The organism is Mycolicibacterium thermoresistibile (assembly GCF_900187065.1).
Classification (GTDB): domain Bacteria; phylum Actinomycetota; class Actinomycetes; order Mycobacteriales; family Mycobacteriaceae; genus Mycobacterium; species Mycobacterium thermoresistibile.
Genome location: NZ_LT906483.1, coordinates 2,357,324 through 2,368,727, shown reverse-complemented (window position 1 = coordinate 2,368,727; position 11,404 = coordinate 2,357,324). Strand labels below are relative to the sequence as shown.

Below are 11,404 nucleotides of genomic sequence, written 5' to 3'. Positions count from 1 at the left end.
GCGCCGAGCCTAACGCCGCCGCGACGCTACCCGGCCGATTCGCCCCTTCGGTGTCGTGCGGGGGAGCCGGGTCCGGCGAGCGCGGCCACCGCGAACACCGCCGCGTTCACCGCCGCCGCCCACATCGCGGCGCTGCGGTCCCCCACTCGCAGGTGGGCGCCCACCGCCGCGGCGAACAGCACCGTCAGCACGGTCGCGCTGAGCCGTGCGACGACCGCAGACCTGCCCACCGACAGCAGCCCGGCACTGGTCAGCGCCTTGATCGGCGCGATGAGCGGCCGCAGTCGCGACGGCATCCGCACCGTGTCGCGGGTCCGGGTGATGAAGACCGGCGCCCGGGCTTCCACCACGGCACTGCCGGCCATGTAGGTGCCGAGCGCCAGATAACCGCGCTCGGGTACCCGCCTCGTTCCGGTGGCTGGACACAACGGCGCCATCCGGCGACAGTATCCGGTGGACAGGCCGCCGCGGTCCTTTTCGCCCGGGACAGGATGTCCGGACAGGCTCCGTACCGGTCGGGAAAATGTTCCTTGCGCAACGAGCAACAGATTTGCTGATTTGACACGGTCAGCGGGTGGGCAAATGTCGTCCGCCAGCTGCGACCCGCCGCCGCCGGAGCCCGTGACCAGCACCGGAAGTTGCGGGCCGCGCCCGGGTGCCCGCAACCCCGCAGCGGCGGAGCCCGTCGGTGATGACGTCGGGCCAACGTCGGCGCGAGGCCATTCTGGCTAAATCGACATCGACGTCAGCGCAATCTATTGACAGCGGTAAAGCGCGGGAGGACGATCGAAACCGTTCGACGGGCGGGAGCGGCTCGCGACGGACCCGATGACGGATTCGGGCCCGGCGGGGCGCGAGCGATGGGGGGCGCTCCATCCCGTCGATCGCACCGCGGGAAGTCGCGGACGAGGGGTCGCGGCGGTTGCGGAGAGCTCAATAATCCGGCGATGCCGAATGCCTGGGGGGATAAGGGGGCACGGTGACTTCTACTTTGCTGAGCTTGCTGAGGCAAAGGTCTGAGCGCTACGGGGACAAAATCGCGTTCGACTACTGCACCGGGGAGCAGGAGCACAGCCGGCTCACCTATCAGGAATTGGACATCCGGGCCCGCGCCATCGCGGCCCATCTTCAGGATCAGGGCGTCGCCGGGGAGCGCGTCCTGGTGCTGTGCCCGTCCGGTCTGGATTTCATCACCGCGATGTTCGGTTGCTTCTACGTCGGGGCCGTCGCGGTGCCGGTACATCCGCCGGTGCACAACCGGCTGCTGTCGCGGGTGGCGTCCATCGTCGCCGATGTGCGGGCCACCTCGGTGCTCACCACCGCGGCGACCCGCGCCGATCTCAAGGAGATCCTCGACGGTCTGCACGACGGTGATCCGCTGCGCTGGCTGGCCGTGGACACCATCGAGGCCGATGACGAAACCTCCTGGACGCCAACGACGGTCGACACCGATTCGGTCGCGTTCGTGCAATACACCTCCGGATCCACCAGCACGCCGAAAGGTGTTGTGCTGACTCATCACAACCTGCTCGCCAATCTCGAGTCGATCAGCAGGGACGCCGGACAGGGTGACGAGGCGCGGGTGGTCAGCTGGCTGCCGTTGCATCACGACATGGGTCTGATCGGCGGGATCTTCGGCGTCGTCCATTTCGGCGGAACCGCCTATCTGATGCCGCCGTCGTCGTTCATCCAGCGGCCGATGTCCTGGTTGGAGGCGATTTCGTGGCACGGCGCCAACATCAGCGTCGGCCCGAACTTCGGTTATCAGCTGTGTGTGGAGCGCAGCACCCCCGAGGAGCGGGCGACGCTGGATCTGTCGACCTGGGTGCGGGCCTACTGCGGCGCCGAGCCGGTGCGGGCCGCCACCATGCGACGGTTCACCGAAGCATTCGCCCCGGCGGGTTTCCGCGCCGACGCCTTCCACCCGGTGTACGGGCTCGCCGAGGCGACGCTGTTCGTGTCGGGACGTCCGGAGAACGTCCTGCCGACCGTGCGCAGTCTCGACAACGCCGCACTGCGGGAACACCGGGTGGTGCCCGCCGCGGCCGACGATGCGAACGCCGCGGCGGTCGTCGGGTGCGGGCCGGCGGCATACGGCGAGGAGATCGTCATCGTCGATCCGGCGACCCGGCGGGAATTCCCACCCGATGTGGTGGGCGAGATCTGGGTGGCCGGTGAGAACGTGGCCCAGGGCTATCTGGGTAAGCCCTCGGAGAGCGCGGAGACGTTCGCTGCGCACCTCGCCGACTCCGGGCGGGGCCCGTTCCTGCGGACCGGGGATTACGGATTCCTGCTCGACGGTGAGCTGTTCGTCACCGGCCGGCTCAAGGATCTGATCATCATCCGGGGCCGCAACTACCACCCGAACGACATCGAGGCCACCGTCCAGGAGGTCCATCCGGCGCTGATGAGCGGGCGGGGCGCGGCCTTCGCGGTCAGCCCCGATCCGTCCGGTACGGAGCAACTGGTCATCGTCCAGGAGGTGGACCGCGGCCGGCTCGGCGAGGTCGACACCGATGAGCTGATCGCCGCGATCCGCACCGCGGTCACCAGCCAGCACGACATCGGGGTCCACACCGTGGTGCTGGTGGACCCGCTGCGGATCCCGACGACGTCGAGCGGCAAGATCCGCCGCCGGACCTGCCGCCAGCGGTTCCTCGACGGGGAACTCGACGCGTTCGCCGAGTGGCGGTTGGCCACTCCCCGGCCGGCGCAGCCGGTGCCCGCAGCCGACGAGCAGGCCGACGAGCAGGCCGGCGCGGGACCCGGCGCGGGGCCCGGTGCCGATGAGATCCGGGCGTGGTTCGTCGCGCAGTTGGCCGGCGAGCTCGGGCTGTCTCCGGACGACATCGACACCGGCCAGCCGTTCGCCTACTACGGCCTGGACTCCGTGCGCGCGATCCAGCTGATGACGGCGTTGGAGGCGTGGTCGGGGATCAAGGTGGCACCCACGCTGGCCTACGACCACCCGACGATCGATCTCGCCGCCGAGCATCTCGCGGGCCTCACCCACACGGCCACGTCTACGGCCGCCGACGCCGGAGTGTCGACCGGCGCCGGTCGCCGGCCCGAGCACGGCCCCGCACCCGACCGCGCCGACGAGCCGATCGCCATCATCGGCATCGGCTGCCGGTTCCCGGGTGCGGACGGGCCGGCGGCGTACTGGCGTCTGCTGCGCGAGGGCCGCGACGCGATCACCGCGACACCACCCGAGCGCTGGGACACCGACAGTGTCGGCGACGGCACCCGGTGGGGCGGCTTCCTGGAGCGGATCGACGGATTCGACGCCGGGTTCTTCGGCATCTCGCCACGCGAAGCGGTGCGGATCGATCCGCAGCAGCGGTTGCTGCTGGAGGTGGCGTGGGAGGCGCTGGAGGACGCCGGCCTGGTGCCGGACCGCCTCGCCGGTAGCCGCACCGGTGTGTTCACCGGGGTCAGCACCTATGACTACCTGCATCTGCAGCTGAGCCATCCGGAGTTGATCGACGCCTACAGCGGCACCGGCACCGCCTCGAGCATCGCCGCCAACCGGCTGTCCTACGTGTTCGATTTCCGCGGTCCGAGCCTCACCCTGGACAGCGCATGTTCGTCATCGCTGGTGGCCGTGCATCAGGCCTGCCGCAGTCTGCGCGACGGCGAATGCGATCTCGCGCTGGCCGGCGGGGTGAACATCATGTTGTCGGCGGGTATCGGGCTCAACTTCACCCGCGCCGGGGTGATGGCGACCGACGGCCGGTGCAAGACCTTCGACGCCCGCGCCGACGGCTGGGTGCGCGGCGAGGGCGCCGGGATCGTGGTGCTCAAACCGCTCCGTGAGGCGTTGGCCGACGAGGATCCGATCTATGCGGTGATCCGAGGCAGCGCCGTCAATCAGGACGGACGCACCAACGGGTTGATGGCGCCGAGCCGGACGGCCCAGGAGGTGGTGCTGACCGACGCATATCGGCGCGCCGGGGTGTCCCCGGGTGTGGTGCAGTATGTCGAGGCCCAGGGTATCGGCACCCCCGTCGGTGACGCGATCGAGGTGGGTGCGCTCGGAACGGTGCTGGCCGAGGACCGACCGCCGGACAGCCCGTGCCTGATCGGTTCGGTCAAGACCAACATCGGTCATCTGGAGGCGGCGGCCGGGATCGCCGGGCTGATCAAAGTCGCGCTCGCACTGCGGCATCGCATGATTCCGCCGACCCTGAACTTCACCGAGCCCAACCCCACCATCGAGTTCGACAAGCTCCCGGTGCGGGTCGCGCAGACGCTCACACCGTGGCCGGACGACAGCGGCCGCGCGGTCGCCGGTGTCAGCGCCTTCGGGTTCGGCGGCACCAACGCGCATGTCGTGCTGGCCGAGGCGCCCCAGGTCCGGGCCGCCGCGACCGCGGACGACCATGCGGACGGCTTCGTGGAGATCCTCCCGCTGTCCGCCCGATCCCAGGCGGCTCTCGACGCGCTGGCCGAACGGTACGAGTCGGCGTTGACCGGTGGGGTTCCGCCGGCGGATCTCTGCCACACCGCCGGCGCTCGGCGCGCCCACCACGACCACCGGCTCGCGGTGGTCGGTGCTTCCCGCGCGGAGCTGATCGGGGCGTTGGCCGCATATCGGCGCGGTGAACCGCATCCGGGCGTGTTCACCGGACGATCGCAGTCCGGGCACCGGTCCGGGGTGGTGTTCGTGTTCTCCGACGAGGGATCCCAGTGGCGCGGAATGGCCCAGCGGTTGTACGCCGAGGATCAGGTGTTCCGCACCGCCCTGGCCGAATGTGACCGGGCGCTGCGCCGGCACATGGAGATCTCACCGCTGAGCGAGCTGCTCGCCGATCCGTCCCATTCGCGGATGGACGAGGTGACCATCGCGTCGCCCGCCCTGTTCGCCGTTCAGGTGGCGCTGGCGGCGTTGTGGCAGTCCTGGGGTGTGGAGCCCGCCGCGGTCATCGGGCATCGGATGGGCGAGGTCGCGGCCGCACATGTCGCGGGTGTGCTCGGGCTCGACGACGCCGCTGCGCTGCTGTGCGGACGCACCCGGTTGTCGCGGCTGGCGAGCACCGGCGCGGTCCGCGAGGGCCTCGACGGGCTGCTGGCGAACCTGCGCCCGGACGATCCCCGGATTCCGTTGTATTCCACCGTGACCGGTGACGCGGTCACCGGTCGTGGTTTCGGCGCGGCCCACTGGATGGAGAATCTGCACTCCCCGGTGCGGTTCTCGGCGGCGGTGCGCCGACTGCTCGGCCGGGGACACGATGCGTTCCTGGAGATCAGTGCGCACCCGATGCTGCTGTCGGCGGTGCAGGAGGATGCCGCCGACCTGGGCCGGTCCTGCACGACGTTGGTGTCGATGCGGCGTGGCGAGTGCGGCCGCGATGTGCTCATGACATCCCTTGCGGCGCTGTATGCCAGCGGGCATGCGGTGGACTGGGCCCGGGTGCATCCGCACGGGTCGCATTGCACGGCCGCGCCCACCTATCCGTGGCAGCGGCAACGCTTCTGGCTGGACATCGACCGGTGTGACACCGGCGACGGCGCCGGGACCGGTGGGACGGCCGAACGCACTGTGGTCCCGGCGCCGCTGCCGGCGCCGTCGGCAAGCGCGGCGCCCACCGTGGACGAGGTCCTGCTCTGCGCCGACCAGCGGGAACGGCGCGAACTGCTCGAGTCCTATCTGCGTGACCGGGTGGCCGCCGAACTCGGTGTGCTGCCACCGTTGCTGGACGTCGCCGCACCGTTGAGCACCCTCGGGATCGACTCGTTGACGGCGGCCGAGCTGCGCGCCCGGGTGGAACGGGATCTCGGGATCGTCATCCCGGTGGCGCAGTTGTTGAACGGTCCGAGCGTCAGCGACCTCGCCGAGTGGATCAGCACGACCATGGTTGGATTCGGTTCCACCACACCGGAGCCGGAAAGCGCAGGGGTACCGGGCCGCTCACGCCCGCCAGACGGCGCCGTGGCGTCCGGGTCCGGTGATGGCGGGCGCTGGATCGAACTGCTCAACCAGATGCCCGAGGTGTCCGACGACACCGTCGACGAACTGTTACGCCAGCTTCTGGCAGCCGGGGAGAATCACGATGACACTCAGCTCCACTGATCTCGCGGCGCTCACCCCCGAGCAGAAACGCGCCCTGCTCGCCCGGCTGCTGAAACAGCGTGCCGAGGCGTCAGCGTCGGTGCATCCGCTGTCCTACGGGCAGCGGTCGATGTGGTTTCTGTATCAGCTCGCACCCGGCAGTCCGGCCTACAACATCAGTTTCGCCGGGCGGATCCGCGGCCCGCTGGACATGGGTGCCCTGCACCGCGCCGCCCAGGCGCTCGTCGACCGGCACGCGATCCTGCGCACCACGTACGCGGTCCGGGACGGCCGGCCGGTGCAGCTGGTCCACCCCCACTGGCCGGTGCAGATCGACCAGCACGACATCGGTTCCGACGACACCGAATTCGATCGCTGGTTGCGGCGCGAATCGAATCAACCGTTCGACCTCGAGACCGGTCCGGTGTTCCGGCTGTCGGTGGTGCGGCGCGCTTCGGGCGAACAACTGCTGGTGCTGGTGGTTCACCATATCGCGGTGGACTTCTGGTCCATCGACGTCATTCTCGACGAGCTGCGCCGGCTCTACGCGGCCGAACACGGCGCCGAGCGGCCCGAACCGTGCCCGCAACGCTACGTCGACCACGCCGAGCACCAGATCCAGATGCTGGAGAGCAGTGAGGGCGAACGGCTCTGGGAGTACTGGCGAGACCGGCTGGCCGGTGACCTGCCGGTCATCGAATTGCCGATGGACCGGCCGCGCCGGGTGGCCCAGACCTACCGGGGTGCGGTGCACCGGTTCACCATCGACCGCCGGCTGACCGCGGACCTGAAGCAGACCGCGCGCCGTGCCGGCGCCACGCCGTACATGACGTTGTTGGCCGCCTACATCGCCCTGCTGCACCGGTACAGCGGACAGAACGACATCCTGATCGGATCGCCCTTCGCGGGGCGCGAACAGTCCGGGCTGGACGGGGTGGTCGGCTATTTCGCCAACCCGTTGGTGCTGCGGTTCGATGTCACCGGGGACACCACCTTCGCCTCGCTGCTCGGTCAGACGAAGCAGACGGTCCTCGACGCTCTTGCGCACCAGGAGTTTCCGTTCACCTTGCTGGTCGAGCGGCTCAAGCCGGTGCGGGATGTCGGGCATGCCCCGCTCTTCCAGGTGTCATTCGCCTGGGAACAGCACCGCCGTTTCCGCGAGACCCGCGACAGCGACACCGGTATCGCGTCGGGCGCCGAGCTGGATCTGCAGACCGTCCACATCGGACAGGGCGGCGCGCCCAATGAGCTGATGATGCTGATGGGCGAACGCGACGGCGAGCTGGTCTGTGCGCTGCAGTACAACACGGACCTGTTCGACGCCGCCACCATCGAACGGATGGCCGGCCACTTCGTCACCATGCTGTCCGGCATCGTCGCCGGTCCGGCCGCGAAGGTGTCCGAACTGCCGCTGCTCACCGACGCGGAATGCCGCCGACTGGCCCAGTGGAATCGGACCGAGGTGGACTTCGGCGCACCCGAGTGCCTGCATGACCTGGTCACCACAGCCGCCCGCCGTGATCCGGCTGCGGTGGCGCTGAGCTCCGCCGACGGTGAGCTGACCTACGGGGAGCTGGACCGGCGGTCCGAGACGCTCGCCCTTCGGTTGCAACGGCTGTCGGTCGGTCCGGACACCATCGTGCCGGTTCTGCTGGACCGTTCCGCCGATCTGGTCGTCGCCTGGCTCGGGGTGCTCAAGGCGGGTGGTGCGTTCATGCCGATCGATCCGGCGCAGCCGGTGCACCGCATCGCCGCCATCCTGTCGGGCGCGTCGGACGCTCCGGTGTGTGTGACCCACCGACGGCATACGGACCTGCTGCGCGAATTCCGCGGGGAACAGGTGTTTCTCGATGTCGGGTCGCCGGTCACCGCCGACTCGGCTGCCGGCCCCGCCGGCACCACCGGCGACAACCTGGCGTATGTCATCCACACCTCGGGTTCCACCGGGACCCCGAAGGGCGCGCTCAACACCCACCGCGGCATCTGCAACCGGTTGTTGTGGATGCAGCAGACCGATCCGCTCACCGCCACCGACCGGGTGCTGCAACAGACACCGGTGACGTTCGATGTGTCGGTCCTGGAGATCTTCTGGGCGTTGATCGCCGGGGCGCGGCTGATCATCACCAAGCCCGACGGCCACAAGGACATCGGCTATCTGGTGCGGACCATGGCCGAGAAGTCGGTCACCGCGGCGTTCTTCGTGCCGTCGACGCTGCGCGCCGTGCTGGCCGAGCCCGCCGTGACCGACTGTGTCGCGCTGCGGCACGTCTCGTGTGGCGGCGAACCGGTGCCGTATGAGTTGACCCAGCGCTTTCTGGCGACACTCGACGCCGAACTGTGGAATGAGTACGGGCCGGCCGAAACCGCCGTCACAGCCACCTATTTCCACTGCCGGCGCGGGGCGCCCGGACCGGCGGTGCCGATCGGACGCCCGATCGCCAACGTCCGGGTGTACCTGCTCGACGCGGCGCGCCGGCCCCTCCCGGTGGGGGTGCCCGGGGAGATGTACATCGCCGGTGCCGGGGTCGGCCGCGGCTACCTGAACCGGCCGGACGCGACCGCCGCCCACTTCCTGCCGGACCCGTTCGCCGAGCGGCCGGGCGAGATGATGTACCGCACCGGTGATCTCGCTCGCTACCTGCCCGACGGCAACATCGAATACCTGGGCCGTGCCGATGATCAGGTCAAAGTCCGCGGAGTGCGGATCGAACTGGGCGAGGTCGAGGCGGCCCTGCAACAGCACCCGAAGGTCGCCGAGAACGTTGTGGTGGCGGGCAAGGATCAACGCGGCAACACCCGGTTGATGGGGTATCTGGTGTCGGCCGGGGATTCACCCAGCACTGCCGAACTGCGGCGGTTCCTCATCGACCGGATCCCCGCGGCCATGGTTCCGGCGGTCTTCTACGTGATGTCGGCGCTGCCGCGGACGGCCAGCGGCAAGGTGGACCGCCGGGCGTTGACGGCGGCTGCCCAGGCCGCTCCGGACCGGGACGAGCACGAGTTCGTCGCGCCCCGCACCCCCGCGGAGCGGATCCTGGCCGACATCTGGCGCGAGGTGCTCGAGGTGGAGCGGGTCGGCATCCACGACGACTTCTTCGCGCTCGGCGGGTGTTCGACGCACAGCCTCGAGGTCACGGTGAAAGCCGGCGAGGCCGGGATTCCGCTGACCCCCGAAGCGGTGTTCCTGTGCGGCACCGTCGCACAGCTCGCCGCCGAATACGGCGGGTCGGCCGGTGCGGCAGGCGGTTCCGCACTCGAACACGGCGAGGAGCCTGCACCGCACGCCCCGGCGCCGCTGCCCGAGCAGGACACCCGCAACACGGTGATCGAGAGCATCGGCACCTATCTGCCCGCCGAGGCGGTGTCGACCGAGACGGTGCTGGCCGGATGCGCCACCGAGATCGGGATCCCGATGGAGCGGCTGACCGGTATCAAGCGGCGGCGCATGGTCGCCCCCGGGGAGTTCTCCATCGATCTGGCGCGGCAGGCGATCGCCGACTGCATGTCCCGGTCGAGTTATGAACCGGACGACATCGAGTTGATCATCGCCTGCAACATCTCCCGGTGCGACGGGCCCGGCCACAAGTTCGTGTTCGAGCCGTCCACGGCGGTGCGGTTGCGCGATCAGTGCGGCTTCACCAATGCGGTGGCGTTCGACATCAGCAACGCCTGCGCCGGGATGTGGACGGGGATCAAGGTCGCCGACGCGTTTCTGCACACCGGGCTGGTGCAGTCGGCGATGGTGGTGAGCGGTGAGTACATCACCCATCTGACCGAGAACGCGCAGAAGGAGATCGAGGGGCCGATGGACCCCCGGTTGGCCTGTCTGACGTTGGGCGATGCGGGCGCGGCGGTCATTCTGGAGCGTGGGCCCAACAACCGGGTCGGCTTCCACGACATCGACATGGCGACGCTGGGCCGCTACAGCAGGTTGTGTGTGGCCAAGGTGACCGAACACTCGCACGGCGGGGCGATCATGGTCACCGATTCCATCGGCGGTACGGCCGTTGCGGTCAAGGCCGCGGTGCCGTATGTGTCGGAGGTGATGCAGCGGCACGGTTGGCGTCCACAGAGCTGTGACCATCTGCTCATCCACCAGACGTCGGAATCCTCGCTCAACGATGCGATGCTGGCGATCAACCGGGTGTTCGGGAAGTCCGCGGCGCATCCGGGCAACACCATCTTCAACCTCGCCGAGCGTGGAAACACCGCGAGCACATCGCATTTCGTTGCGCTCAAGGACCACATCCTGGGGAACCGGATCCAGTCCGGGGATCGGACGGTGTTCGGCATCAGCGGGTCCGGTCAGACGGTCGGCGCCGCGCTGTATACGTTCGACGATCTGCCGGACCGACTGCGCCGCGCGGACCGCGTCCACGGAACCGGCGGGGACCTCCGGCGGCCCCGGTCGAGCGGGGGGCGGTCGCGTCGTGATCTGCCCAGGCCGCAACGGGTCCGCATCGCGGGGATCGGCACCGCGGTGAACGACGGCACCGATCGCAGTGGATCGGTGGAACTCGCGGTGCGGGCGGCCCGGGCGGGCCTTCGGGACAGCGGGATCGACCCGGCGGTGGTCGGGCTGCTGATCCACGCCGGGGTGTACCGCGACGAGTTCGTCAGCGAACCGGCGATCGCGGCCTTCCTGGCCGGTGAGCTGGGGCTGAACGACGACATCCGCTCCCCCGACGGCCCGAAGACGTTGGCTTTCGACGTCCTCAATGGTGCGGTCGGGTTCCTCAACGCCTGTCAGGTGGCCGGCGAGTTGCTGGCGGCCGGGGATGTGCAGGGCGCGCTGGTGGTCGCGTCGGAGATCGAGAACAACGACACCGGTTCCGCACACCACGGGCTTCCCCTGCTGGGCATCACCGAGATGGGATCCGCGGTTGTTCTCGGATCCGGCGACGGCACAGTCGGTTTCGGCCAGTTCGTGTTCCATCATCACCCCGAGCACGCCGATGCGCTGACCACCTACACCCGCAACCGGCACGGTCGGACCTGGTTGCAGATCGACTGGGATCCGAAGTTGACCGCACACTATCTGGATTGCATACCGGCCGCGGTCGAGGAGCTGCTGCAGACCGAGGGGCTCGCGCCCACCGACATCGCGGCGGTGTTCCCGCCGTTCCTGCCGGTCGCGGACCGGGCCGAACTCGCCGGGCGGCTGAACCTGTCGAGTTCGCTGTTCGTCGATCTGCCGGTGGACGCGGATCCGTTCTCGTCGGCGTTGCCGTACGGCCTCCAGGTCGCGACCGGTCAGGGGTTGGTGCGGTCCGGCGACATCGGACTGATCATCACGGTGGGCTCCGGTCTGCAGGTCGGCTGCACGACCTACCGGTTCTGACGCCGGGGTTG

The 11,404-nt window shown here is 69.3% G+C and carries 3 protein-coding genes; 2 read left to right on the top strand and 1 reads right to left on the bottom strand.

What is annotated here, in order from left to right:
* Positions 1-26: 26 nt before the first annotated feature.
* Entirely contained in the window at positions 27-437 is a 411-nt protein-coding gene (locus tag CKW28_RS10990; RefSeq protein ID WP_003927431.1) for a DoxX family protein, read from the bottom strand.
* Positions 438-1,000: 563 nt separating this feature from the next.
* Between CKW28_RS10990 and CKW28_RS10985 the strand changes: the two genes are divergently transcribed.
* A complete protein-coding gene (locus CKW28_RS10985; protein WP_162292332.1) occupies positions 1,001-6,073 on the top strand; it encodes a type I polyketide synthase in 5,073 nt (1,690 codons plus the stop codon).
* Complete coding sequence (locus CKW28_RS10980; RefSeq protein ID WP_003927429.1) at positions 6,054-11,393, top strand: non-ribosomal peptide synthetase; 5,340 nt, start codon at positions 6,054-6,056, stop codon at positions 11,391-11,393. Before CKW28_RS10985 ends, CKW28_RS10980 begins: the two co-directional genes overlap by 20 nt.
* Positions 11,394-11,404: the final 11 nt, after the last annotated feature.